The organism is Streptomyces sp. NEAU-sy36 (assembly GCF_013423905.1).
GTDB classification, from domain to species: Bacteria; Actinomycetota; Actinomycetes; order Streptomycetales; family Streptomycetaceae; genus Streptomyces; species Streptomyces misionensis.
On record NZ_CP058977.1, the window covers coordinates 729,519 to 753,704 of the forward strand.

The window sequence follows — 24,186 nt, forward strand, 5'->3', positions numbered from 1 at the left end:
ACCCGGCCCTTTTCGCGTGCCGTCGCAGGCGTGGCGCGCCCGAGTCAGGAGGTGACCGCCCGGCCTTGCGGGCCGGTCTCCACGGCGGTGCAGCGCCAGCGCAGGTCCTGGCCGAGTTCCAGCCGGAAGGCCAGGGCACGGAGCTGGTCGCCGGCGGCGATGCGGGCGAAGACCTCCAGGGCGCCCTCGCCGGCGACGTAGTAGCCGATGTCCCGGACGACCGGGCGGGTGCCGCGGGCACGCAGCGGGCGGCGGGCGGCGAGGCGGGCCAGATCGTCGTAGGCGCGGCCGGCCGTGTGGCGGAGCATCCAGTGCACAGGGCGCTGACCGCTCAGGACGGCCAGCAGACGGTCCGCGAAGACATCGGTGGGGCGAGACCGCCCGGCGGTCTCGGCGGGGACCGTACGGGGCGGCTGCGGGGGCGCCGTGCGCCTCGCGGGGGTGCGGGGCGGGGCGCCGGCGGGCCGGCGGGTGTCGTGGCGGGTCGGCGGGCGGTGGCGGGGGCGCGGACGCGGGTGAGGGGTGCGGCTCATGACCTTGTTCATGGGGGTCCCCGTTCGGCGGGCCCGGGGGATACCGGGCGGTAACCAGTTGGTGGGGCTCTTGTACGGGGCCGGGGAGCGCGCGGCAAGGAGGCGGGCCCCGGTGGCGAGGGGGCGGGAAGGGTCACCGGACAGGGGGATGGACAAGGGTGCGGGGCCCGGGATCAAGCGGGTGCACCGGGTGAGGAACGGCCCGTGGGGTTGACGTTCACGGGGTGCGGGCAGGGACCCGAAAGGGGACAGCCGCACGTATCCTGAAGGCCCTCCGGACGGCGGGGGAGCCCATGACCAGGAAAGAGCGGCCAGCATGCGCGTCTACGTCCCCCTGACCCTCCCCGGCCTCGCCGAGGCGCACCGGACGGGTGAGCTCGGGGCCGGCCCCTTCCTCGCGTACGCCGTCACGCCCGCGCTGCGCGAGTGGTACCTCTCCGACGACATCGAGGAACTGGAGTACGCCGCGCTCGGCCGGGCCGCGCTGGCCTCCCTGCGGCTCCTCGCCGCCGACGCCGACGCGCCCCGGCGCCGGGTCGTGGTGGCCGTGGACGTCGCCGACGGCGCCGCCACCGTCGACCCGGACCGCGGGCTCGACCCGGCCGCGCTGGGCGAGGTGACCGTGAACGTGACCGTGCCGCTCGCCAAGGCGGCGGCGGTCCACGTCGACGCCGACGACGCGGAGCAGGACGTGACCGCGGCGGCGCGGGCGCTGGCGGCGGCGGACGACGGGGACGACGACGCGCAGTTCGTGGTGGACGGCGCCGACGACCACGAGCTGCTGTGGTTCGCCACGCAGGAGATCCCCAACCTCGTCGGACGGCGCTGACCAGGCGAAACGGGCGTGCCGGCCGGATTGTCAGTGGGGCCGGGTACGGTCTTGGGCATGGGGAAGCAGGCAAGCGCGCACATCGTCTGGGACTGGAACGGCACGCTCTTCCACGACAACGAGGCGATCATCGGGGCGACCAACGCCGCGTTCGCGGAGCTGGGGCTGGCGCCGATCACGCTGGAGCAGTACCGGGCGCTGTACTGCGTGCCCGTGCCGAAGTTCTACGAGCGGCTGATGGGGCGGCTGCCGACCGACTCCGAGTGGGAGCTGATGGACGGCGTCTTCCACCGGTACTACACGGAGTGGCGGGCGCGGTGCGCGCTGACCGACGGCGCTGCGGAGCTGTTGCTGGGGTGGCGGTCGGCGGGCCACAGCCAGTCGCTGCTGAGCATGTACGGGCACGAGGAACTGGTGCCGCTCGTGCGGGGGTTCGGGATCGAGGAGCACTTCGTCCGGGTGGACGGGCGCACCGGTCCGTCCGGCGGGAGCAAGGCGGAGCACATGGTGCGCCACCTGTCCCGGCTGGCGGGGTCGGTCGACCCGGGGCGGACGGTGGTGATCGGGGACGCGGCGGACGACGCGGTCGCGGCACGGCACGTCGGCGCCGGAGCCGTGCTGTACACCGGGGGCTCGCACAGCAGAGCCAGTCTGGAGGAGGTCGGCGTACCCGTGGTGGACACGCTGGCGGAGGCCGTCGAGGTGGCGCAGGGCATAGCCGTCTGACCGGACGTCGCGACGGCCCCTGCCCGGCCCCCGGCGCCCCGCGCCCGCCCCTCAGTTCACCGGGGCCTTGGCGCGCAGCACCTTGATGAACTCCCGCATCCAGCCGGGGTGATCCGGCCAGGCCCGCGCCGAGACCAGCGTGCCGTCGGTCACCGTCTCCGTGTCCTGGAAGCTCGCGCCGGCCGCCTGCATGTCGGGCTCCAGCGCCGGGTAGGCCGTGACGCGCCGGCCGCGCAGGGTGTCGATCGCGGCGGTGAGCAGCGGGCCGTGGCAGATCTGGGCGACCGGCTTGTCCGCGTCGAAGAAGGCCTTCAGGATCTTGCGCAGTTCGGGATCGTTGCGCAGGTACTCGGGGGCCCGCCCGCCGGGGATCACCAGCGCGACGTACTCCCCGGGGTCCACCTCGGCGAAGGAGAGGTCGGCGGGCCAGGTGTAGCCGGGCTTCTCGGTGTAGGTGTCGTAGCCGGGCTCGAAGTCGTGCACGACGAAGCGGAGCGTCTTCCGGGTGGGGGCCGCGATGTCGACGCCGTAGCCCTCCTCGCGCAGCCGCTGGTAGGGATAGAGGACTTCCAGGGACTCCGCTGCGTCACCGGTGACGATGAGGATCTTCGCGGGCATGTCGGCGCTCCTCCGGACAGGGACAGGCTCCTGGTCGTTCCCAGGGTGCGGCGCGAGGCGGCCGGACGCTACCCCGTCCCGCCCCTCGACCGGCTGATTCCGGTTACGCCACCCGGGTGACACCGGACGCTGTGCAGAACGTCAAACTTTGACCCCCTGTTTTGTACACATACGGCTCATGACGGTTCCAGGGTGAGGAGCGATAGCCTTGTGGCGTGATCAGCGCGATAGCTCGCGGGGCCGATCCGGCTCCCGCCCTGCGCCCGGGTTGCACGGAGCACCTCCGTGACCGGGCGGCGGTCGCTGGTCTTCGCGGGCGGTGCGGGGGCGCGGATGTCCCCCGGACGCCGGGGACGGCTCGGACGGCGACGGTGCCGAGAGCAGCGTCACACCCGGCGGTCGTGTCGGAAAAGGCCGAATACCCCCCGCTCATCCCACCTCGCGGCATAGCGTCGGAACGGACCGGAGACCCCGGGCCGTGGCGTCGAGCCGCGGGGGAAGAGCCAGTACTTCCTTCTACGTCACGCAACGGCGCGCGACAGGAGCCAGAGGACAATGCAGACCAAGCTGGACGAAGCCAAGGCCGAGCTGCTCGAGAGGGCCGCCCGGGTAGCTGAGAACAGCCCGGTCGGGGGGCACCTACCGACCGGGACGACGGGGGAGGGTGCCCCGGACACCCCGGACAGCGAGTCCACCCTCGCCTTCCTCCAGCGCTACTACCTGCACACGGCACCGGAAGACCTCGCCGACCGCGACCCGGTCGACGCCTTCGGCGCCGCGGTCTCGCACTACCGTCTCGCCGAGAACCGCCCCCAGGGCACCGCGAACGTCCGGGTGCACACCCCGACGGTCGAGGAGAACGGCTGGACGTGCAGCCACACGGTCGTCGAGGTCGTGACGGACGACATGCCGTTCCTGGTCGACTCCGTCACCAACGAGCTGACGCGCGGCGGACGCGGCATCCACGTTGTGATCCACCCCCAGTTCGTGGTCCGCCGCGACCTCACCGGCAAGCTGCTGGAGGTCCTGCCGACCCCGCCCACCTCCACCGGTGACCTGCCGCACGACGCGCACGTCGAGTCCTGGATCCACGTCGAGATCGACCGGGAGACCGACCGCGCCGACCTGAAGCAGATCGCCGCAGACCTGCTGCGCGTGCTGTCCGACGTCCGGGAGGCCGTCGAGGACTGGGAGAAGATGCGCGAGGCGGCGACCCGGATCGCCGGCGAGCTGGAGACCGAGCCGGTCCCCGCCGACATGCCCCGGCCGGAGGTCGAGGAGGCCCGCGAGCTGCTGCGCTGGCTCTCCTCCGACCACTTCACCTTCCTGGGCTACCGCGAGTACGAGCTGCGCGGGGACGACACCCTGGCCGCCGTGCCCGGCACCGGCCTCGGCATCCTGCGCTCCGACCCGCAGCACGCGGAGGACGACCAGCACCCGGTCAGCCCCTCCTTCGAGCGGCTGCCGGCCGACGCGCGCGCCAAGGCCCGCGAGCACAAGCTGCTGGTGCTGACCAAGGCGAACAGCCGGGCCACCGTGCACCGGCCGTCGTACCTGGACTACATCGGCGTCAAGAAGTTCGACAAGGACGGCAACGTCGTCGGCGAGCGGCGCTTCCTCGGCCTGTTCTCCTCGGCCGCGTACACCGAGTCGGTGCGCCGGGTGCCCGTCATCCGCCGCAAGGTGGCCGAGGTGCTGGACCGCGCCGGGTTCTCGCCCAACAGCCACGACGGCCGCGACCTGCTCCAGATCCTGGAGACCTACCCGCGCGACGAGCTGTTCCAGACGCCGGCCGCCGAGCTCCAGTCCATCGCCACCAGCGTGCTCTACCTCCAGGAGCGGCGCCGGCTGCGGCTCTACCTGCGCCAGGACGAGTACGGCCGCTACTACTCGGCCCTCGTCTACCTGCCGCGCGACCGCTACACCACCGGCGTGCGCCTGCGGATCATCGACATCCTGAAGGAGGAGCTGGGCGGCACCAGCGTCGACTTCACCGCCTGGAACACCGAGTCGATCCTGTCCCGGCTGCACTTCGTCGTGCGCGTCCCGCAGGGCACCGAGCTGCCCGAGCTGTCCGACGCCGACAAGGAGCGCATCGAGGCCCGCCTGGTCGAGGCCGCCCGCTCCTGGGCGGACGGGTTCGCCGAGGCGCTCAACGCCGAGTGCGGCGAGGAGCGCGCCGCCGAGCTGCTGCGCCGCTACACCAACGCCTTCCCCGAGGGCTACAAGGCCGACCACAGCCCCCGCGCGGCCGTCGCCGACCTGGTGCACCTGGAGCGGCTCACCCGCGACAAGGGCAACGACTTCGCGCTGAGCCTGTACGAGCCGGTGGGCGCCGCCCCCGACGAGCGCCGCTTCAAGATCTACCGCACCGGCGAGTCCGTCTCGCTGTCCGCGGTGCTGCCGGTGCTCCAGCGCATCGGCGTCGAGGTCGTCGACGAGCGGCCGTACGAGCTGCGCTGCTCGGACCGCACCACCGCCTGGATCTACGACTTCGGTCTGCGCATCCCCACGCTCGGCGGCGCGGGCGGCGACCTGCTGGGCGACGACGGCCGCGAGCGCTTCCAGGAGGCGTTCGCCGCCACCTGGACCGGCCGCGCGGAGAACGACGGCTTCAACGCCCTCGTGCTCAGTGCCGGGCTGAACTGGCGCGAGGCCATGGTGCTGCGCGCCTACGCCAAGTACCTGCGCCAGGCCGGTTCGACCTTCTCGCAGGACTACATGGAGGACACCCTCCGCAACAACGTCCACACCACCCGCCTGCTCGTCTCCCTCTTCGAGGCGCGGATGTCGCCGGAGCGGCAGGGGGCCGGCCTGGAGCTGACGGACGCGCTGCTGGAGGAGCTGGACGCGGCGCTGGACCAGGTGGCGAGCCTGGACGAGGACCGCATCCTGCGCTCCTTCCTGACCGTCATCAAGGCGACCCTGCGCACCAACTTCTTCCAGCGGCGCGCCGACGGCAGCCCGCACGACTACGTGTCGATGAAGTTCGACCCGCAGGCCATCCCGGACCTGCCCGCGCCGCGCCCGGCGTTCGAGATCTGGGTGTACTCGCCGCGCGTCGAGGGCGTGCACCTGCGCTTCGGCAAGGTCGCGCGCGGTGGCCTGCGCTGGTCCGACCGGCGCGAGGACTTCCGCACCGAGATCCTGGGCCTGGTCAAGGCACAGATGGTGAAGAACACCGTCATCGTGCCGGTGGGCGCCAAGGGCGGCTTCGTCGCCAAGCAGCTGCCGGACCCGGCCAAGGACCGCGACGCGTGGCTGGCCGAGGGTGTCGCCAGCTACAAGACGTTCATCTCGGCGCTGCTGGACATCACCGACAACATGGTCGGCGGCGAGGTCGTCCCGCCCAAGGACGTGGTCAGGCACGACGGCGACGACACCTACCTGGTCGTCGCGGCCGACAAGGGCACCGCCACCTTCTCCGACATCGCCAACGGGGTCGCCGAGAAGTACAACTTCTGGCTCGGCGACGCGTTCGCCTCCGGCGGCTCGGCGGGCTACGACCACAAGGGCATGGGCATTACCGCGCGCGGCGCGTGGGAGTCCGTCAAGCGGCACTTCCGCGAGCTGGGCGTGGACACCCAGTCCGAGGACTTCACGGTCGTCGGCATCGGCGACATGTCCGGTGACGTGTTCGGCAACGGCATGCTGCTGTCCGAGCACATCCGCCTGGTCGCCGCCTTCGACCACCGGCACATCTTCATCGACCCGAACCCGGACGCGGCCACCTCGTACGCCGAGCGCCGCCGCCTGTTCGAGCTGCCCCGCTCCAGCTGGGCGGACTACGACAAGGAGCTGCTGTCGGCGGGCGGCGGGATCTTCCCGCGCAGCGCCAAGTCGATCCAGCTCAACGCGCACATCCGCGAGGCCCTCGGCATCGAGGACAAGGTCGCCAAGATGACCCCGGCCGACCTGATGAAGACGATCCTGAAGGCGCCGGTCGACCTGCTGTGGAACGGCGGCATCGGCACCTATGTGAAGTCCTCCGCGGAGTCCAACGCGGACGTCGGCGACAAGGCCAACGACGCCATCCGCGTCGACGGCGCCGACCTGCGGGTCAAGGTCGTCGGCGAGGGCGGCAACCTGGGTCTGACCCAGCTCGGCCGGATCGAGTTCGCCACGCAGGGCGGCAAGATCAACACCGACGCGATCGACAACAGCGCCGGCGTGGACACCTCCGACCACGAGGTGAACATCAAGATCCTGCTCAACGGGCTGGTCGCGGACGGCGACATGACCGTCAAGCAGCGCAACAAGCTGCTCGCGGAGATGACCGACGAGGTCGGCGCGCTGGTCCTGCGCAACAACTACGCGCAGAACACCGCGCTCGCCAACGCGCTGTTCCAGGCCAAGGACATGCTCCACGCCCAGCAGCGGTTCATCCGCCACCTGGTGCGCGAGGGCCACCTGGACCGGGCCCTGGAGTTCCTGCCGACCGACCGCCAGATCCGCGAGCGCCTCGCCCAGGGCCAGGGCCTGACCGGCCCGGAGACGGCCGTGGTGCTGGCGTACACGAAGATCACGGTCGCCGAGGAGCTGCTGCACACCTCGCTGCCGGACGACCCGTACCTGCGCACCCTGCTGCACGCGTACTTCCCGAGCGCGCTGCGCGAGCGGTTCGCGGAGGCCGTCGACAACCACCCGCTGCGCCGCGAGATCACCACCACGGTGCTGGTCAACGACACGGTCAACACGGGCGGTACGACGTATCTGCACCGGCTGCGCGAGGAGACCGGAGCCTCCCTGGAGGAGATCGTCCGCGCCCAGACCGCGGCCCGTGCGATCTTCTGCTCGGCCCCGGTGTGGGACGCGGTGGAGGCCCTGGACAACCGGGTCGACGCGGACGTGCAGACCCGGATCCGGCTGCACTCGCGGCGCCTGGTCGAGCGCGGCACCCGCTGGCTGCTCAACAACCGCCCGCAGCCGATCCAGCTCGCCGAGACGGTGGAGTTCTTCGCCGAGCGCGTCGAGCAGGTCTGGCAGCAGCTGCCCAAGCTGGTGCGCGGCGCGGACCAGGAGTGGTACCAGCACGTGTACGACGAGCTGTCCGCGGCCGGCGTCCCCGACGAACTGGCCACCCGCGTGGCCGGGTTCTCCTCCGCCTTCCCGGCGCTCGACATCGTCTCGGTGGCCGACCGGATGGGCAAGGAGCCGCTGGACGTCGCCGAGGTCTACTACGACCTCGCCGACCGCCTCGGCATCAGCCAGCTGATGGACCGCATCATCGAGCTGCCGCGCAACGACCGCTGGCAGTCCATGGCCCGCGCCTCCATCCGCGAGGACCTGTACGCGGCCCACGCGGCGCTCACCGCGGACGTGCTCACGGCGGGCAACGGCACCTCGACGCCGGAGCAGCGCTTCGGGGAGTGGGAGCAGCGCAACGCCCCCATCCTGAGCCGGGCGCGCACCACCCTGGAGGAGATCCGCAGCTCGGACTCCTTCGACCTCGCCAACCTGTCGGTGGCGATGCGGACGATGCGGACGCTGCTGCGCACGCACTCGTAGCCGTAGGGCGACGGGAACGCCCCGGGCCGATGGACCATCGGCCCGGGGCGTTCCCTTTCTTGCCGACCTTTGTACAAAAGCGATCTGCCGATTTACCGTTTCCTGCTAATCGGTGTGATTCGGATAGGGTCTGCGCTGTGAGAGCCAATTACCTGGGCTTTCATTTTTCGTCTATCCATACGGGTGTTCCAACAGGATGCACGCAGCGCCGTCTGACCTCGAAGAGCACGTGAGCCGCCGCACGCCGCCGAACGGCACCGCGCGGGCGGCCAGGGCACTGCCCCAGGCCGCCGCCGTGCTGGTCCTGGTGCTGCTGCTCCTGGTGATCGTCCGGCTGCCGTGGATCGGCGACCTGGGGATGCACGCGGCCACCGTCCAGCGGCTGAGCCACGACCTGCTGCACCCCGGCAACCCGCTGGTCGACGCGGACACCCCGAGCCCGTACTACTCGCCGTGGATGCTGGTGCTGGGCGCGCTCGCCAAGGTGACCGGACTGTCGGTGTTCGTGGTGCTGCGCGTCGCCGCGCTGGCGGGGCTCACCCTGCTGGTCACCGGCGTGTGGCGGTACGTGCGCACGCTCAGCGCGCACCGGGCGGCGCCGGCGCTGGCCCTGCTCAGCCTGGTGCTGCTGTGGGGGACGGCGGTCCTCAACTGGAGCGGCTTCGTCGGCCTGCACTCCCTCGCGCTGACCATCGCCTACCCGAGCGTGTTCGCGCTCGGGCTCACCTTCCACTTCTGGGCCTGGCTCGCCCGCGCCCTGCGGACCGAGGCGTCCTGGGCGCGCTGGCTGGGGCTGGGCGTGCTGTGGGCGCTGGTCCTGCTGTGCCACCAGTTCACGGGCGTCGTCGCCACGCTCGGCGCGCTGGCCATGGTGGTCTCCGCCCGGCCCGGCCGCACGGTGTGGCTGCGGCTCGGCGGCGGGCTGCTCCTCGGCGCGGTGCTGCTGTGGCTGTGGCCGTACTACGACTTCTTCTCGCTGTTCTCCGCGGGGTCCGACCTGGAGGCCATCCACAAGCCGCTGTACGAGCACCTGGGCAGCCGGTTCGCCCTGGTGCTGCTGGGAGTGGCGGCGCTGGCGCTGCGCTTTCGGCGGGACCGGTGGGACGCCCTCGCGCTGTTCTTCCTGCTCGGCGCGCTGGTGTTCGCGGCGGGCGGGCTGACCGGGCACTACAGCTGGGGCCGGGCCATGCCCGCCGCGCTGATCCCGGCGCAGCTCGCCGCGGCGCTGGAGGTGGTGTCGGCCGGCCGCCGGGCGGTGCGGACCGGGTGGGCGTGTGTGCTGGGCGTCGCGCTGGCGGTCGGGGCGTGGGCGCAGGCCGGGACGCTCGGGTACGCGACCGGCAAGGGAGCGCTGCCGTCCGTGCTGGCGGCCAAGTACCAGGCGCCCTGGGTGGGGTACCACTGGCTCACGCCGTGGGTGCGGTACGGCGACGTGGTGATGGCGCGGACGTATCCGGCGCGGCAGATCCCGGCGTACGGGGCGTACACCGTCGCGCCGGGCTATCCCGATGTGTTCCTGCCGGACGCCGCGCGGCGGTCGGCCGCGGTGGACCGGTTCTTCGCGGACGGGACGTCCCCGGCACAGCGGCAGGGGATCCTGCGCGAGTACGGCGTGCGGTGGGTCGTCGGGCCGGCCGGTCTGGCCGGGCCGGGCCTGCGGAAGGTGGCCACGGGGCCGGCGAACCAGGTCCTGTTCCGGGTCGCGCGCTGAGCCGCCGGCGGCCGGAGTGAAGCACCGCGGCCCCGTGGATGTCCACGGGGCCGCGGTGCTACGGCGCTGTCCTGCGCCCGGCGCTACTTCAGGACGCTCGCCACCAGCTTCGCCGCCTTGCGGACCCTGGGGCGGGCGATCTTGCGCAGCACCGGCCGGATCACCGTGGCCGTCGCGCCCACCGGGCGCCAGCGGAGCTGGAGACGGCCGGGGTTGCGGCCCTCCGGCTCCACCGTGACCTCGTGCGGCGTCGCACCGGAGCGGTAGTCGACGCGGGCCGTGGCCGTGGGGAAGTCCAGCGGGGCCAGCAGGACGCCGGAGTTCCACAGACCCTGCTGGTTCAGCCGGACCAGGGGGTGGCGGATGCCCTCGAAGCCCTGGAGAGGGAGTTGCGCGGCGGCGAGGTCCAGCCGGACGCTGCCCTCGAAGACGCCGGGGCTGACCGGGTCCAGCCGGAAGGGCACCGTCATCCGGCGCCCGCCGGGGGAGAGGATCAGACCGGCCCGCTGGGGCCCCACGGGGAGCCGCAGCCCGGGGTCGTATGTGCGGATGGCCAGCGTGAGCGAGGCCCCGCTGCCGCGGGTCAGTTCGGTGATCTCGTGGCGGAACTGCGCCGTCGGGAACGGGCGTGTGTCCAACTCCAGGTCGGCCACGGCCAGTTCACGGCGGCCCCGGTCCGTGTCCGGGACGCTGTCGCCCCAGTACGGCACGCCCGCCGCGTCCGAGGTGACCTGGCGCGGCGCCACCTCCTGGCCGAGTCCGCGCGCCGCCGTCCGGACGTCGGCGAGGCGACCCGAGCGCAGCAGTTCGAGGACGATCCGCTCGGGCCGGGGCAGCCTGGTGTAGGCGCCGGGGGCCAGGGTGTCCAGGTACGGGTTCATGATGTCCGCGAACGCGGCCAGCCACTCGTCGTCCCGGTAAGGCAGGTCGCCCGCGTACATCCGGAAGTCGTGCTTGAGGAACTTGTAGTCCTTGTCCTCCCGCAGCCCCGCGTGCCCGCTCTCCACCAGGAAGTCGTCGATGAGCCGCTGGACGTGCACCCGGTCACGGACGTTGGTGACCTTGTGCCGCTGGTTGGAGATGGACGCCGAGGCGGCCGCCGCGTACGGGTCGATGTACCAGACGTACACCGGGTCCGGGATGATCGTGAACGCCTTGGCCAGGCAGTACGCCTGCGCCGAGAACAGCTGGTCCTCGTAGTGGATGCCCTCGGGGAAGCGCAGGTCGTGCCGGTCCAGGAAGGCGCGCGCGTACATCTTGCTGGTCGACAGGTGCTCGAAGAACAGCCGCGGGTCCGCCTCGATGCCCTCGATCGTGCGGTGCTCGGCGACCAGGTGCGGCATCCACGTCGTACGGCGGCCGTTGTCCACGCGGACCCGGCGCACCGCGCCCATGGTGAAGTCGACCTCGCGCTCGCGGTGCGCGGCCAGCAGCAGTTCCACGGCGTCGGGCGGGAGTTCGTCGTCGCTGTCGAGGAACATCAGATACGGCGCGCGGGCGATCTCGATGGCCCGGTTGCGCGGCGCGCTGCACCCGCCGCTGTTCTCCGGCAGCCGCAGGTACCGGACGCGGGGATCCTCGGCCTCCAGACGGCGCGCCACGGTCGGCGTGTCGTCGGTGGAGTGGTCGTCGCTGATGATGATCTCGATGTTGGCGTGCGTCTGCGCGCGCAACGAGGCGACCGCCCGGGGCAGGCGGGCCGCGTCGTTGTAGACGATGACGGTGACCGTGACGTCGGGGGTCGTGGCCGGGGTCGTCATGCCGTGGCCTCCTCGGGGGTCGGGGCGGGGGTGCGGTCCTCGATCGGCAGCACCGGTGGCAGTGCCTCCTCCGGCTCGCCGAGGAACACCCGACGCACGACCCGCTCGGCGGCGCGGCCGTCGTCGTACTCGCAGAACCGGCGCCGGAAGGCGGTGCGGGCCTTGGCCGCGCTGTCGTCGCGCCAGGCGCCGGAGCGGAAGATCTCCGTCAGCTCCTCCTGGGTGCGGGCGACCTGCCCGGGGTGCTCGGTCATCAGGTCGAAGTAGACGCCGCGGGTGGTGCGGTAGGTCTCCCAGTCGTCGGCGTAGACGACGATCGGGCGGTCCAGGTTGGCGTAGTCGAACATGATCGACGAGTAGTCCGTGACCAGCGCGTCGGCGGCCAGGCACAGCTCCTCGACGGGGTCGTAGGAGGAGACGTCGATGATCCGCCCGGAGCGGCGCAGACCGGTCAGCGGGGAGGTGGCGCCGCCGTAGAAGTAGTGGGCGCGCACCAGCAGGACCGTGTCCTCGCCGAGCCGGTCGGCGAGTTCGGCGAGGTCGAGGCGCGGGGTGAAGCCGGCCTCGTAGTCGCGGTGGGTGGGGGCGTAGAGCACGGCCGTCTTGCCGGGCGCGATACCGAGCCGCTCGCGGGCGGCGCGCACCGCGGCGGCGTCGCTGGTGTAGAAGACGTCGTTGCGCGGGTAGCCGTAGTCCAGCGAGGTGTAGCGGGCCGGGTAGGCGCGTTCCCACATGCGGGTGGAGTGGCTGTTGGCGCTGACGCTGTAGTCCCAGCGGTCGATGCGGGCCAGCAGCGCGGCGAAGTCCAGGCCCTTGGCGGCGGCCGGGTGCTCGATCTGGTCCAGGCCCATGCGCTTGAGCGGGGTGCCGTGGTGGGTCTGGAGGTGGATCGCGTCGGGCCGCTTGACCACCGCGTTGGGGAAGTTGACGTTGTTGACGAGGTACTTGGCGGTGGCCAGCACCTCCCAGTAGCGGCGGGTGCCGGGGACCACGTGGTCGGTGCCGGGCGGCAGCAGGGCCGTGTTGTCCTTGGACACCACCCACACCGGGTGGATGTGCGGGGCGAGTTCGGCCAGCTTGGCGGCGATCGCGGCCGGGTTGCAGGCCACCCCGCGCTCCCAGTAGGCCGCGAACACCGCGAGGTGGGGGTCGACGGGCCGGCTCAGGGCGCGGCGGTACTGCTGGTCGCGGAGCTTGGCGCCGACCTGGCGCTTGCGGGTGCGCACGGCCTTGCGCGCGGCGCGCCGAGTGCGGTTGGCGGCCTGGAACGCGCGGTACTTGGTGTACGCGCCCTCCTCCAGCAGCGCGTGCCGCACGCCCTCGACGCCCGACGGGCGCTCGTAGCGCTCGGGGCGCCAGCGCACCGCGGCGAGGGAGGCGCGGCGGAAGAACTCGCGGGCCACCGCGTCGGGCAGGTTCTCGCCGGCGAAGGTGCGCACCAGGTCGCGCATCATCAGGTCGTAGAGCACCACGCGGGGGGCGCGGCGGTCCTTGGCGAGCGGCATCAGCGACTCGTAGCGCTCGATCAGCCCGTAGCGGTCCTCGGGGGCCAGCGGCGGCAGGCTCTCGGGCCGCAACTCGCGGTTCTCGTAGGCCACTTGGTTCAGGCAGGCGACGCGGCCCGCGTGCAGCAGGGCGGCGCGGGCGGCGCGCGGCTCGTCGTCGGTGGTGAGCTGCTGCTCGTGCGCCTGCCAGAACTCCCGGCGCAGGGCGCGGTTGCCGAGCAGCGGGGTGAGGCGCAGCAGGTCGGCGGCCTCGTCCAGAGGCAGGGCGGCGCGGCCCACGGCGGCGAGGAAGCGGCCGTCGCGCGAGGGGCGGGCGGCGCTCTGCCAGGTGGTGGTGAGGTGGTCGAGCAGGAGGACGTCGACGGAGTCGTCCAGTTCGGCGGCGCGTTCGGCGATCAGCCGGGGCGCGCCGGCGGGCAGGCCGTCCTTGGCGTGCACGAAGTGCAGCCAGCGGCCGGACGCGCGGGCGGCGCCGGCGGACCGGGCCTGGGCGTCACCGGTGCCGTCCGGAAGCGGGACGACGATCGTCTCGGGGGCGTGGCCCGCGGCGGTCTCCCGTGCCCAGTCGCCGACCGCGGCGACGATGATCTCGGCGTCGGACAGCGGATGCGCTTCGAGCGTGTCGAGCAACTCCGTCAGATGCCCCTGCGCGTTGGGTCCGTAGACGATGACGCTGAGTTGGGGCATCGCGGAGGACTCCTTCGGCTCGTGGTGGAGGGTCACCCTTCATAACATACTGTCACTAAGAGGATGAATGGGATGACCACGTTCGGGGTAAGAGGACCGGCCCGACTGGTGAGAGCGTCATCCCGGTCTCCTGGTTTCACGCCGCGCCGTTTTTACGTGGTGACATGTTCCATGGTGCGTTACGCGGCCTTCTTCTGTGCGGGCTTCTTCCCCGTCTTGTCCGACTTGTCACCGGTGAAGGCCTCGTACTCCTTCATGACCTCCTCGGTGGGGCCGTCCATGCGCAGCTCGCCGCGCTCCAGCCACAGCGTGCGCTCGCAGGTGTCGCGGATCGACTTGTTGTTGTGGCTGACCAGGAAGACGGTGCCCGCCTTCTCGCGCAGCTCGCGGATCCTGTCCTCCGAGCGCACCTGGAACCTGCGGTCGCCGGTGGCCAGGGCCTCGTCGATGAGCAGGACGTCGTGGTCCTTGGCGGCGGCGATGGAGAAGCGCAGCCGGGCGGCCATGCCGGAGGAGTAGGTGCGCATCGGCAGGGTGATGAAGTCGCCCTTCTCGTTGATCCCGGAGAAGTCGACGATGTCCTGGTAGCGCTCCCTGACCTGCTCGCGGGACATGCCCATGGCGAGGCCGCCGAGATAGACGTTGCGCTCGCCGGTGAGGTCGTTCATCAGGGCCGCGTTGACGCCCAGCAGGGAGGGCTGGCCGTTGGTGTAGATGTGGCCGCTCTCCACCGGCAGCAGGCCGGCGACGGCCTTCAGCAGGGTGGACTTGCCGGAGCCGTTGGTGCCGATGAGGCCGATCGCCTCGCCCTTGTAGGCGATGAACGACACCTTCTTCACCGCGTGCACCCGGCGCACGCCGGCCGCCTTCTCGGCCTGCTCGCGGCGCAGGATGCGGTTGAGGGCGGCGGTGGCGGAGCCGCGGCCGGCGCCCGTGCCGTTGACCCGGTAGACGATGTCGACGCTGTCGGCGACGACGGTCGGGATCCGGTCGGCCGGTGCGGCGGGCGTGGTGTACGCGGTCCGCCCGTACCCCTCGGGGCCTTCGTTCAGCTGGGTGTACTCGTTGTGCTCAGCCACGGCCGTACGTCTCCTCAGCCTTCCAGAAGTAGATGAAGCCGCCGATGCCGGCGAGCAGGGCCCAGCCGGTCGCCGCCGCCCACACGTGCGGGGGCAGCTGCTTGGCGTGGAAGCTGTCGATCAGCGCGAACCGCATGAGGTCGATGTAGACCGCGGCCGGGTTGGTCTCCAGCGCGACGGTGACCAGGTGCGGCAGGTGGTCCTTCGCGGTGAGCTTGTCGATGCTCCACATGACGCCGGACACGTACATCCAGGTACGCAGGATGAACGGCATCAGCTGGGCGATGTCCGGGGTCTTGGCACCCATTCGCGCCATGATCATCGCCATGCCGGCGTTGAAGGTGAACTGGAGGACGAGCGCGGGGATCACCAGCAGCCAGGACGCGGAGACCGGTACGCCGAAGCAGAGCAGGATGACGACCAGCGCCGCCATCGAGAACAGCAGCTGCTGGAGCTGCTGGAGGCAGAAGGAGATCGGCAGGGCGGCGCGCGGGAAGTGCAGGGCGCGCACCAGGCCGAGGTTGCCGGAGATCGCCCGGGTGCCGACCTGGATCGAGCTCTGCGTGAACGTCCACACGAACACGCCGGTGACCAGGAACGGGATGTAGTCCGGCACGCCGCGCTTGGTGCCCAGCAGCACACCGAAGATGAAGTAGTAGACCGCCGCGTTCAGCAGCGGGGTCATGACCTGCCAGACCTGGCCGAGCTTCGCCTGGCTGTACTGCGCGGTGAGCTTGGCGGTGGCGAAGGCGGTGATGAAGTGGCGCCGGGCCCACAGCTGGCGGATGTACTCCGGCAGCGAGGGGCGGGCGCCGCTGACGGTCAGGCCGTGCCGGGCGGCGAGTGCCTTGAGGTCGTCGGCCGGGGCCTGGGTCGGGGGCGGTGTGTCGAGGACCTGGCTCACATCCGCTGCTTTCGCTCGGGGGGAGGGGGGTGCCACGTCTCCGACTGTGGCCGGATCGGTGGCGGGCCGGTCCCGTCGTCCGGCGTTTCCTTACGGTTCTCTTCACATTCTCTTACGTCGGGACGGGACCGTATCGTCGCAACGTGAGCGTAGAACCAAGTGACGTCGCAACGCAACCGTTTCGTCGTCACGCCCTATGCTGGAGCCATGACCACGAACGCCGCCGAGCCCGCCGACGAATCGCCGACGCGTGCGCGCCGCCGGGCCCCCGCCGGGGCCGCGGTGCTGCGTGAGGACGTGACCGAGGCCATCCGGGCGGCGGTCTTCGAGGAACTGGCCGCGGTCGGCTACGCCCGCATGAGCATCGAGGGGATCGCGCGGCGGGCCGGCGTCGGCAAGACGGCGGTGTACCGGCGCTGGCGCTCGAAGCTCCACCTGGTCCTCGACGTGGTCTCCGCGATGGCGGTGCTCGGTCTGCCGGTGCCGGACACCGGCTCCCTGGAGGGCGACCTGCGGCTGCTCTACGAGGTGACCTCCCGCGCCCTGCGCCACCCCGTCGCCTCACAGGTCATCCCCGACCTCCAGGCCGAGGCCGCCCGCAACCCCGACATCGCCGAGGCCTTCCAGAAGGCGCTGCGCGACGGTCAGGAGGGCGTGGCCAGCAAGATCGTCGCCGCGGCGGCGGAACGCGGCGAGGTGAGCCCCGGGCTCGACCCCGACCTCGCCCTCGACCTCATCTCCGGGCCCCTGTACTGGCGCTCGGTGGTCATCCGGTCCCCGAAGCCGCCGAAGGGCTATCTGGAGCGGCTGGCGCGGGCTACCGCGGGGGCGCTGAAGGCGCTGTGAGCCGGCGGCCCAGGTCGGCCAGGTCCGGGGCGCGCAGCACCCGCCCGCCGGAGCCGGGCAGCGGGACGCGCAGGGCGCCGGACCACCGCTCGGGGACGGCGCCGATCCCGTACACGGCGCCGGCCAGCGCCCCGGTGACCGCGGCCACGGTGTCCGTGTCGCCGCCCAGGTCGACGGCCGCGCGGACCGCCGCCTCGTAGGACGCCGTCGTCCGCAGCGCCCAGACCGCCGAGCCGAGGCAGGGCCAGACCGCGCCGTTGAACTCGGTGGCGAGGTCCGGGTGCCAGTCGGGGGCGAGCACGACGGCGTACCGCTCGCGGTGCCCGGGGCGCAGGGCCGCCAGGGCGCCGGGTACGGCGTCCAGCGGGTCCCCGCCCGCCAGCGCGACCCGGACCAGTTCGTGCAGTACGGCCGTGCCCTCGCCGGCGGCCGGGTCGCCGTGGGTGAGGGCGGACAGGCGGCGCGCGGCGTCCAGGGTGGCGGCCCGGCCGTGCCGGGCGAAGAACACGGCCGAGGGCGCGGCGCGCATCAGGGCGCCGTTTCCGGCGGCCCGCTGGTTCACCCGGAAGTGTTCGGCGGCGGCGGTGTCCCACGGTTCCCCACCGGTCAGCACCGCCTCCGTCTGCAACCCGATGTCCTTCGGACCGGCCGCGGCCCAGTGCTGGAAACGCCGGAAGACGTCGGGGAGGTCCAGGCCGCCGTGCGCCAGCAGCGACTCGGCGACGAGCACGGCCATCTGTGTGTCGTCGGTGGCCTCGCCGGGGTCCCAGCCACCGCCGCCGCACATCTCGTCGGCGGCCCCGGGGACCGGGAAGCGGGCCGAGAAGGCGCCCTCGGGCCCGAACTCGAAGGGCGCGCCGAGGGCGTCGCCCACGGCGGACCCGAGGACGGCACCCGCGGCTCGGTCGGCGGGGGAGGGGGCGGGGGACGGGACCATGGGCGCAGGCTACCGGGAGGGCCCGGGAGCCGGTCCGGCCTTTCGGCGTCTCGTCGCAGGGGGAGGGCGCTCGCCGGTGCCGGCGAGGCGTTCTCCCCCGCACGCGGCGCCGTGGCGGCCGGGCGGCCCCGGGCACCGCGGACGGTCCGGGCTTCCGGTGGCGAGACGAGTGACCTGTGGCGAGACCGGTGACCCATGGCGGGAACCGGCCCGTGGCGGGAGCCCCCCGGCACGGGCGGGCCCGCGCCGGCAGGCGGTTCCGGACGGTGGCCGGGTCAGTCCTTCAGCATCTCGTCGCGCACCGGGATCCAGTCCAGGGCCGAGCGGATGCCCTCCTCCAGGGACAGCTTCGGCGTCCAGCCGAGCAGTTTCGCCGCGCGGTCGCTCGTGGTGTAGCCGCCGGCGACGTCGCCCGGGCGGGGGTCGGTGTCGACGGTCCGCAGGGGCGTGCTGACGACGTTGTTGAACGCGGCGCACAGCTCGCGGACCGTGGTGCCGGACCCGGTGCCCAGGTTGATCGCGATCGACGGCGCCGACGCGGTGAGGACGGAGTCGAAGCGTTCGATCGCCGCGACGTGGGCCGCGGCAAGGTCCCAGACGTGCACGTAGTCCCGGATGCCCGTGCCGTCGCGCGTCGGGTAGTTCACGCCGGTGACCGGGAACGCCGTGCCCTCCTGGTGGGCCTCGATCAGCTTGCCCAGCGCGTGGCTGGGCCGCTTGAGCTGGAGACCGGTGCGCAGCAGGGGGTCGGAGCCGACCGGGTTGAAGTACCGCAGGGACAGCACCCGCAGCTGCCCGGCCGCGGCGATGTCGGCGAACATCCCCTCGCAGACCGCCTTGGTCCGCGCGTAGGGGCTCTGCGGCGCCAGCGGCGACTCCTCGGTGACGGGGGAGCCGTCCTCGGCCCGGTAGATGGAGGCCGAGCTGCTGAAGATGAGCCGGTCGCAGCCGTTGCGGTGGAGATGGCGGACGAAGGCCAGGCTCTTGGTGACGTTCGCCTCGTAGTAGCCGATCGGGTCCGCGACCGACTCCGGCACCACGATCAGCGCCGCGCAGTGCACCACGTGGGAGATGTCCGGGTGCTCCGCGAAGATCCGGTCGACCAGGGCGCCGTCCGCGATGTCACCCTCGTAGAAGATCCGCCCGTCGGTGAACTCGGCGCGGCCGCGCACGAGGTTGTCGAGGATCACCGGGGTGATGCCCGCGTCCAGGCAGGCGGACGCCACGGTGCTTCCGATGTAACCGGCTCCACCGGCGATAAGGACAGACACGATGTTTCTCTTCCCGGCCTCGTTCCAGACCCAGTAGTTCCCGACGCTGTGTTCCCGATGCGGCAGCGGGGACCGTCTCAGTGAAGCAGGCGCCGCAGCCGGTTGCGCAGCACCTGGGTGACGCCCCGCACGCCCGTCGCCACGCGCAGCGCCAGCGCGCCGGAGTGCGTCGCGTACGGCTGCACCAGCAGGACGCCGTGCCGCACGCTCGGTACGGCGCGGCGGCGCAGTCGGCCGGCGCCCGCGCGGGCGTGCGCCGTGACCTCCCGCTCCGCGCCGTCCGCGAAGCGCACGGTCAGCCGCAGGTCCCAGGTGCCCGCGCCGAGCGCGCCCAGGTCGACGGGCAGCTCGGCCGACCAGAGGTCCGCGCCCGCGGGTGAGAGGGCGGCCGTCGCGTGCCCCCGGACCCGGTCGTCGTTCCGGGACGCCCAGAGCACGTCCACCTCCCGGGGGCCCGCCTCGGCGACCCTGCCGTACAGCTCGTGCAGCCGCAGCGTCAGGGGCGTGGCGCGCGCCTGGGGGCGCAGTTCCGCGTCCAGTGCGAGCGGCAGAGCCCGGGTGGGGCTGGTCAGGAAGGGGGTCAGGGCGAGCTGCGGGAGGTCCTCGGACCAGACCGGCACCCCGTCCGGGGTGCGGGCGTACGGAGGGAGCAGCCGGGCCGGGCGGGCGGCCAGGTCCCGTATCCGGGGCAGGTCGCGCGGTTCCGGGGACTCCAGGATCAGCCGGCCCAGCAGCCGGCCGGGCGCGGCCGGGTTCAGCTCCCAGTCGGCGGCGTCGTAGCGCGCGAGGTGTTCCCGGGTGTGCGTCCACCACGCGCGCCGGTACTGCGCGTCGCGCAACCCCAGTTCGCGTGTGTACATCCGCACCTCGTGCTCCAGGAACTTGGCCCGCGCCGCCCGCGCCAGCTCCTTCTGGCCGGCGCCCAGCAGGATGTCGTACGCCAGCGTGCACGCCCGCGTGCGCGCCTTCCAGTTGTCGATGTGCTCGCGGTCGAGGGAGAGCGACAGCCGCTCGGCCGACCGGCGCACGTGCCACACGTACACCCGGTCCGGCACCAGCGCGATGCGCGGGGCGGCGGCCAGCACCCGCGCGGTGAAGACGAAGTCCTCGTAGAGGAAGCGGCCTTCGGGGAAACGGATGTCGTGCTCGCGCAGGAAGTCGGTGCGGTACAGCTTGTTGACGCACAGCGTGTCGTGGACCAGTCGGGGGCGCTGTGCGGGGCGCGCGAGAACGGTGTGCGCCGTGTAGAGGTTCTCCTGCCAGGGCTGTTCGCGACCCGAGGGCAGCTCCCGGCGCACACACAGCCCGCTCGCCACCTCGGCGTGCGCCCCCGTGGCCGCCGTCAGCAGCGCGTCCACCGCGCCCGGCGGCAGTACGTCGTCGCTGTCCAGGAACATCACGTACGGCGCCGTCACCGCGTCGATGCCGGTGTTGCGCGGGCTGCCGCAGCCACCGCTGTTGTCGTCCCGGCGGACCACCCGCAGCCGGGGCTCGTCGGCGGCCAGCCGGTCGAGCAGTTCGGCGCTGCCGTCCGTGGAGCAGTCGTCGACCGCGACCACCTCCGCGACGGCGGGGCCCTGCGCGAGTGCCGAACGCACCGCGTCGGCCACGTGCGCGCGGTCGTTGTAGCCGATGACGACGACACCGACCTGGGCCGGCCGGTGCGCCCCGGACTGCTCGGCGCGCTCTGGGGTCTGGGTGTTCTCTGGCGGGTCAGACGAGTCTGGAAGCATGGGGTCCACGAGCCGGGAGCGTAGAAATATTCGGTAATACCCGGTTAAGAGAGGGTTAGTGCTCGCTCCGGAAGACGGTCGGAATCCGGGTGGGGTTCCTTCGTTTGCCCGCTCTTTGCCCCGGGCGGTCCACAGGAGCGCCACAGCCGCAGGAAAGACAGTAGCGCGGCGGCCGCCAGCATGCCGTTGCGCCCCAGCATCAGCAGGCATCCGCTCCAGGTGCCCGCGATCACCTCCCCGTAGCACAGCGGGTACACCACGGTACTCAACGCGGACGCCGCGAGGACCAGTACGGCCACCGGACGCTGGCCGGTCTGCCGCGAGGTCAGGCACACGGCGGCGAGCCCCAGCAGCCACACCATGTACTGGGGGCTGATGACCCTGCTGGTCACCGTGAACAGCAGCACCGCGCACAGCGCCGCGTCGTACGGGGTCGCCTCGTTCCAGTGCCGCGCCCGCAGCCGCCACAGCACCAGCAGCCCGAACGCGGCGGCCGTCAGCGCGAGGGAGCAGTCCGCGACGACGGACACGTACGGACCCACCAACTCGATGGCCCCGTACTGGTAGTGGGGCCGGCCGGACCAGCCCGCGTGCCGGGCGAGGTTGAGCGCCGTACCGCCGAGCGACTCGATCTGCACGCCGCGCCCGCCCTGTCCGGCCAGGAAGGACAGCGGATGCCGCAACGACAGGGAGAGCACCCCCAGTACGACGGTCCCGGCGCCCGCCGCCCACGCCCACGCCGTGCGCGTCGGCCCGCCCCTGGGGGTGCCGAGGAGCACCAGCGCGGGCCAGCCCTTCACCAGGGCGCCGAGCGCCCCGAGCGCACCGCTCGCGCGCGGAGAGCGCGCCAGCGTCAGCAGGGAGAGCACGGCGAGGGCGGTGACCTGTACGTCGTACCGGGCCAGCGGCAAATGCAGCAGCAGCGGCAGACCGCCCGTCCACAGGGCCGCGCCGAGCAGGCTCCGGCCGTCCCGGCGGCCCGCCCGCACCAGCGCTCCCGCGATCAGCGCGTCCGCCGCCAGCGTCAGCGCCACGAACGCCTGGAAGTACGTCAACCCCGGTACCAGGCCCGGGAGCAGCAGCACCGCGCCCGCGCCCGGCGGGTACTGCCACAGCGTGTCGTGCTCGGGGAACGACCCCTGCGCGAGCACCCCGTACCAGTGGAAGTACAGCCGCCACACCTCCCGCGCCACCGAACCCCCGCTGAGCAGCGGAGAACCGTCGTGCGCGAGCAGCCACAGCATCAGGGCACGGGTGGCGAGCCAGGCGGTGGCGAGCGCGGGGACCGGACCGGGGGTGACACGGAGGCGGTTCATCGCGTTGGAGCCTAAGCCGGGTGGATGGCGTATCGGCGGCGATACACCGTAAACACCTCGGAAACGTTGTCCCAGCACAAAAGATCGGGCCGTGGTGAACGTCGGGCTCCCTGGGGAAGTTCGTGCAGCTGCGTCGCGGAAACCGCCGCGGGCGCCGGTGCGGTTCCGGCGCGGTGCCGTGGTGGGGGCGCCCGTGCTGGCGATGCTGGTGCTCGGGCTGTGGGGGGTGGACCGGGGCGGGATGTGGCGCGACGAGGCCGTCACCTTCCAGGTGGCGCGCCGTACGGTGCCGCAGATCTGGCGGCTGCTGCACGGGGTCGACGCGGTGCACGGGCTCTACTACCTGCTGATGCACTTCGTGCTCGCCGTCCGCGCCGACGAGGTGGTGCTGCGACTGCCGTCGGTGGCCGGTGCCGCGGTGACGGCGGGCCTGGTGGCGGAGGTGGGGGCGCGGCTCGCGCGGCCCCGGGTGGGGTTGTGGGCGGGGCTGCTCTACGCCGTGAACCCGATGGCCGGGCACTACGCGCAGGAGGGGCGGTCGTACGCGCTGGTGGCGGCCGGGGCGATGGGGGCGACGCTGCTCCTGCTGCGGGGAGTGGAGAAGGGGTCCTGGTGGGGGTACGGCCTCGTCCTCGGCGTCACCTGCTGGCTGCACGAGTTCGCGGTGCTGCTGGTGCTCGCCCACGGGGTGTCGCTGGCGCTGGCCCGGGTGGGGGCCCGGGTGTGGCGGGGGTGGGGGTGCGCGGCGGTGGCGGCCGGGGCCGCTGTGGTGCCGATGGCGCTGGTGTCGCGGGCGCAGGCGGCGCAGGTGGCGTGGGTGCGCAGGCCGACGGCCGGGACGGCCGAGGGGCTGCTGCGGTCGTTCTTCGGGGTGCCGCCCGGGGTGTACTGGGTGTGCCTGGGGCTCGCGGTGGTGGGGGCGGCCGGGATGTCCGGGGGCCGGGGGAAGATCACCCTCGCGGGGGTGGCGCTGCCGTTGACGGTGGTGGCGCCGGGCGTGCTGATGCTGGTGTCGCTGTCCTCGCCGCCGCTGTACGTCGACCGGTATGTGCTGTACGCGCTCGCGGGGGCGCCGCTGGCGGTCGCCGCCGGGGCGGAGCGGGTGGTGGCGTGGCCGGCCCGGACCGGCCGGCCGGCCGGTCCGGGCCGGCCGCGTCCGACGTCCGTCCCCGTGACCCTCCTCGGTCTTCTCGCCGTCGCCCTCGTCCTCCTCCAGCAGCTCCCGGTGCTGCGGCAGGACCGGGACCCCGCGCGCCGTCCCGACGACCTCGCGTCGGTCGCGCGGGCGGCCGCGCGCGGGGTGCGGGCCGGGGACGCGGTGCTGTACCTGCCGGGCTCCGCGCGGAACACGGCGCTTGCCTATCCCGGGGCGTTCCGCGGCACGCGGGACCTGGCGCTGGCCAAGCCCGGGGACCGGTCGGGGACGCTGTACGGCGTGGAGGCCCCGGCCGGGGAGGTGCGACGGCGGCTGGGCGGGGTGGCGCGGGTGTGGGTGGTGGCCGACCGGGCCGTGCTGACCGGACGGTGGACGCCGCGCGACCCCGTCGTACGGGCCGAACTGGAAGTCCTCCGGCAGGAGTTCAGGGTGGCCGGCGAGGCCGTGCGGGGCCGGGACGCCGTGCGGCTCTACGTACGGCCCGTCAGTTGCCGGGGTGGGCCTGTGCCGTCGCCGCCGCGTCCAGCGCGCTGGTGAGCCGGTCGAGGCGGGCGTGCAGGTCGGCGATCTCCGCGACGTCGAACCCGGTCGAGCTCATGATGCGGCGCGGCACCTCCAGCGCCCGCTCGCGCAGCCGCGTGCCCTCCTCGGTGAGGTGCACCCGCACCGAGCGCTCGTCCTGCGCGCTGCGCTCGCGCCGTACGAGACCCGCCGTTTCCAGCCGCTTGACCAGCGGGGACAGCGTGCCGGAGTCGAGCCGCAGCTGTTCGCCGAGCTTCTTGACCGGCAGGTCGCCCTGCTCCCACAGCACCAGCATCACCAGGTACTGCGGATAGGTGAGGCCGAGGTCCTTGAGGACCACGCGGTAGACGCCGTTGAAGGCGCGGGAGGCGGCGTGCAGGGCGAAGCAGATCTGGCGGTCCAGGCGGAGCCAGTCCGCCTCGGTGCCGGCGGGGGAAGCGGTCATGGGACCAGGGTAGCCCGGCACCCCACGATTCGATTGTGTACAACTTAATTGTGTGCTTCACTTGTGCTCGCAAGGCAAGCACCGCAGGACACATCGAGAG

The 24,186-nt window shown here is 72.6% G+C and carries 17 protein-coding genes; 6 read left to right on the forward strand and 11 right to left on the reverse strand.

The features are described from left to right. Positions 1-44 precede the first annotated feature (44 nt). Positions 45-545 carry an Rv3235 family protein gene (locus tag HZZ00_RS03285; protein WP_180330787.1) on the reverse strand — a complete coding sequence of 167 codons (501 nt, stop codon included), beginning with the start codon at positions 543-545 and terminating at the stop codon, positions 45-47. Positions 546-849: 304 nt separating this feature from the next. On the opposite strand from HZZ00_RS03285, the gene HZZ00_RS03290 reads away from it, so the two are divergent. Continuing rightward, the gene (locus HZZ00_RS03290; protein WP_180330788.1) at positions 850-1,362 is read left to right on the forward strand and encodes a hypothetical protein; all 513 of its coding nucleotides are present in this window, start codon (positions 850-852) and stop codon (positions 1,360-1,362) included. Positions 1,363-1,419: 57 nt separating this feature from the next. Continuing rightward, positions 1,420-2,088 carry an HAD family hydrolase gene (locus tag HZZ00_RS03295; RefSeq protein WP_180330789.1) on the forward strand — a complete coding sequence of 223 codons (669 nt, stop codon included), beginning with the start codon at positions 1,420-1,422 and terminating at the stop codon, positions 2,086-2,088. 51 nt (positions 2,089-2,139) lie between these two features. Here HZZ00_RS03295 and HZZ00_RS03300 read toward each other — a convergent pair whose 3' ends face one another. Then, entirely contained in the window at positions 2,140-2,706 is a 567-nt protein-coding gene (locus tag HZZ00_RS03300) for a DJ-1/PfpI family protein (RefSeq protein ID WP_180330790.1), read from the reverse strand. A 555-nt stretch (positions 2,707-3,261) separates the two neighbouring features. Between HZZ00_RS03300 and HZZ00_RS03305 the strand changes: the two genes are divergently transcribed. Both HZZ00_RS03305 and HZZ00_RS03310 read left to right on the forward strand, forming a co-directional pair. Continuing rightward, the gene (locus HZZ00_RS03305) at positions 3,262-8,214 is read left to right on the forward strand and encodes an NAD-glutamate dehydrogenase (RefSeq protein ID WP_180330791.1); all 4,953 of its coding nucleotides are present in this window, start codon (positions 3,262-3,264) and stop codon (positions 8,212-8,214) included. A gap of 196 nt (positions 8,215-8,410) precedes the next feature. Continuing rightward, positions 8,411-9,925, forward strand: a complete 1,515-nt coding sequence (locus HZZ00_RS03310; protein WP_374028512.1) for a hypothetical protein — start codon at positions 8,411-8,413, stop codon at positions 9,923-9,925. 83 nt (positions 9,926-10,008) lie between these two features. Here the strand turns inward: HZZ00_RS03310 and HZZ00_RS03315 are convergent, their stop codons facing one another. The 4 genes from HZZ00_RS03315 to HZZ00_RS03330 all read right to left on the reverse strand — a co-directional run bounded on the left by HZZ00_RS03315 (position 10,009) and on the right by HZZ00_RS03330 (position 15,860). After that, positions 10,009-11,685 carry a glycosyltransferase family 2 protein gene (locus HZZ00_RS03315; protein WP_180330794.1) on the reverse strand — a complete coding sequence of 559 codons (1,677 nt, stop codon included), beginning with the start codon at positions 11,683-11,685 and terminating at the stop codon, positions 10,009-10,011. Beyond that, entirely contained in the window at positions 11,682-13,877 is a 2,196-nt protein-coding gene (locus HZZ00_RS03320; protein ID WP_180333372.1) for a CDP-glycerol glycerophosphotransferase family protein, read from the reverse strand. Before HZZ00_RS03320 ends, HZZ00_RS03315 begins: the two co-directional genes overlap by 4 nt. A 179-nt stretch (positions 13,878-14,056) precedes the next feature. Further along, positions 14,057-14,863, reverse strand: a complete 807-nt coding sequence (locus HZZ00_RS03325; protein WP_180333373.1) for an ABC transporter ATP-binding protein — start codon at positions 14,861-14,863, stop codon at positions 14,057-14,059. Positions 14,864-14,948: 85 nt separating this feature from the next. Next, the gene (locus tag HZZ00_RS03330) at positions 14,949-15,860 is read right to left on the reverse strand and encodes an ABC transporter permease (RefSeq protein WP_180330795.1); all 912 of its coding nucleotides are present in this window, start codon (positions 15,858-15,860) and stop codon (positions 14,949-14,951) included. Between the two features lie 207 nt (positions 15,861-16,067). On the opposite strand from HZZ00_RS03330, the gene HZZ00_RS03335 reads away from it, so the two are divergent. Then, on the forward strand, positions 16,068-16,706 hold the full coding sequence (locus HZZ00_RS03335) for a TetR/AcrR family transcriptional regulator (RefSeq protein WP_180330796.1): 639 nt from the start codon (positions 16,068-16,070) through the stop codon (positions 16,704-16,706). On the opposite strand, the gene HZZ00_RS03340 is transcribed toward HZZ00_RS03335, so the two are convergent. From HZZ00_RS03340 to HZZ00_RS03355, 4 genes are all read right to left on the reverse strand, one after another. Continuing rightward, positions 16,678-17,643 carry an ADP-ribosylglycohydrolase family protein gene (locus HZZ00_RS03340; RefSeq protein ID WP_180330798.1) on the reverse strand — a complete coding sequence of 322 codons (966 nt, stop codon included), beginning with the start codon at positions 17,641-17,643 and terminating at the stop codon, positions 16,678-16,680. The genes HZZ00_RS03335 and HZZ00_RS03340 overlap by 29 nt on opposite strands. Positions 17,644-17,918: 275 nt before the next feature. Next, positions 17,919-18,914, reverse strand: a complete 996-nt coding sequence (gene galE, locus HZZ00_RS03345; RefSeq protein ID WP_180330799.1) for a UDP-glucose 4-epimerase GalE — start codon at positions 18,912-18,914, stop codon at positions 17,919-17,921. Between the two features lie 77 nt (positions 18,915-18,991). Further along, positions 18,992-20,647, reverse strand: coding sequence for a glycosyltransferase family 2 protein (locus HZZ00_RS03350; RefSeq protein ID WP_180333374.1), 1,656 nt, complete (start codon positions 20,645-20,647; stop codon positions 18,992-18,994). 44 nt (positions 20,648-20,691) lie between these two features. Further along, the gene (locus HZZ00_RS03355; RefSeq protein ID WP_180330800.1) at positions 20,692-21,963 is read right to left on the reverse strand and encodes a glycosyltransferase 87 family protein; all 1,272 of its coding nucleotides are present in this window, start codon (positions 21,961-21,963) and stop codon (positions 20,692-20,694) included. 181 nt (positions 21,964-22,144) lie between these two features. On the opposite strand from HZZ00_RS03355, the gene HZZ00_RS03360 reads away from it, so the two are divergent. Beyond that, a complete protein-coding gene (locus HZZ00_RS03360; protein WP_180330802.1) occupies positions 22,145-23,656 on the forward strand; it encodes a glycosyltransferase family 39 protein in 1,512 nt (503 codons plus the stop codon). Here HZZ00_RS03360 and HZZ00_RS03365 read toward each other — a convergent pair. Next, positions 23,604-24,086 (reverse strand): MarR family winged helix-turn-helix transcriptional regulator, encoded by a 483-nt coding sequence (locus HZZ00_RS03365; protein WP_180330803.1) that lies wholly within the window; start codon positions 24,084-24,086, stop codon positions 23,604-23,606. The two genes, HZZ00_RS03360 and HZZ00_RS03365, sit on opposite strands and share 53 nt — an antisense overlap. Between the last annotated feature and the right edge of the window lie 100 nt (positions 24,087-24,186).